1 protein-coding gene is annotated in these 1,726 nt (G+C 41.3%); it reads left to right on the top strand.

Going from position 1 to position 1,726, the window contains the following annotated elements; genetic code table 11:
• The first annotated feature begins 330 nt into the window (after nt 1–330).
• Nucleotides 331–1,512 (top strand): M20 family metallopeptidase, encoded by a 1,182-nt coding sequence (locus tag FFR48_RS27725; RefSeq protein WP_137669559.1) that lies wholly within the window; start codon nt 331–333, stop codon nt 1,510–1,512.
• The last annotated feature ends 214 nt before the right edge of the window (nt 1,513–1,726 follow it).

Here is a 1,726-nt window from a genome sequence, read left to right as displayed (position 1 = left end):
AAAAAACTCCGTACACCAAAATTCTCTAAAAGCCTTTTGCATGAGTGCCTGGTTGGTGAGCGAAGTCGAACTATTGCCTCTTGCCTGCCTACACAGATAAATTCAGAAATCAAACCGGATGACTATATATAGCGTTTCCCAGTCTCATGAGGTGAGGTACACCCTAATTTATTTACTGTTAACAATTCCCAATTCCCAATTCCCTTTAAGGCGGGGAGCGTCAAACCCTTAACTCTGCACAGCTTCTTAAATATCTTGTCAGATGGAAGCATTTTCCTAGTTGACACTTATCTATGATAAGAACAAAGATTGTAAATTACATTCAATTAAATGCTAACCCGGATCAAAGAGATAGCAAATAACCTTGCACCTCGCTTAGTAGAAATTCGTCGTCATATCCACTCACACCCAGAACTCAGCGGCCAAGAATATCAAACTGCTGCGTTTGTGGCTGGTGTTTTGTCTTCTAGTGGGTTGCACGTGGTAGAAGGGGTGGGTAAAACTGGTGTGATCGGCGAATTACACAGCACTCACCATGATGATAGGGTGTTGGCAATTCGCACTGATATGGATGCTTTGCCCATCCAAGAGCGTAGCGGTTTGGAATATGCTTCACGAACAGAAGGAGTGATGCACGCTTGTGGACATGATGTACATACTACGGTAGGTTTAGGTACAGCAATGGTAATGTCCCAAATAGCTGATGAGTTGGGTGGTAAAATCAGGTTTTTATTTCAACCAGCGGAAGAAATTGCCCAAGGTGCAAATTGGATGGTAGAAGATGGAGCAATGAATAATGTTGCTGCTATTTTAGGTGTTCATGTTTTTCCTTCTATTCCTGCTGGTTCTGTGGGTATTCGTTATGGGGCATTAACAGCAGCAGCAGACGATTTAGAAATTATGATTTTGGGTGAATCTGGACATGGGGCGCGTCCTCATGAAGCTGTGGATGCGATTTGGATTGCTTCACAGGTAATTACCGCATTGCAACAAGCTATTAGCCGTACTCAAAATCCTTTGCGTCCTGTGGTGTTGAGTATTGGTAAGATTAATGGCGGTAGAGCGGCGAATGTGATTGCGGATAAAGTACAGTTATTGGGTACGGTGCGATCGCTCCATCCTGAAACTCGCGCTCAGTTACCAAATTGGATCGAAAATATAGTTGCTAATGTTTGTAATTCTTATGATGCAAAATATCAAGTTAATTATCGTCAAGGTGTACCCAGTGTACAAAATGATTATGCTTTGACACAATTATTGCAGTCATCAGCAGAAGAAGCTTGGAGTAGCGATCGCGTGCAAGTTTTACCCGAACCTTCCCTGGGTGCAGAAGATTTTTCTGTTTATTTAGAACACGCCCCTGGTTCGATGTTTCGTTTAGGTGTAGGCTATAAAGATAGAATCATCAATCATCCTTTACATCATCCTCAATTTGAAGTTGATGAATCTGCAATTATTACTGGAGTGGTGACATTAGCTTATGCAGCTTATAAATATTGGAAGTCTAAATAAATTACAGCGATAGCGATTATTTTTTAGATGTTAATTTACTGCATATCTCCCCATCTGGGGAGTAGTTTTTTATGAATATTTGTCATGAATAGACCTGTCCGAAAATTAAAAAGGCAGTCTGTGTATGGCTTTGAGGATGTTCTCATTTCAGCCAGACTTGACGTAATCATCAGGGCTAGAGATAGTTACTGTTAGTATAGCCCGGAAAAAATGC

The sequence above is a fragment of the Sphaerospermopsis reniformis genome (genome assembly GCF_005402885.1).
GTDB classification, from domain to species: domain Bacteria; phylum Cyanobacteriota; class Cyanobacteriia; order Cyanobacteriales; family Nostocaceae; genus Sphaerospermopsis; species Sphaerospermopsis kisseleviana.
Note: the sequence above shows the minus strand (reverse complement) of the source record. Positions and strands in the feature narration are given on the sequence as shown.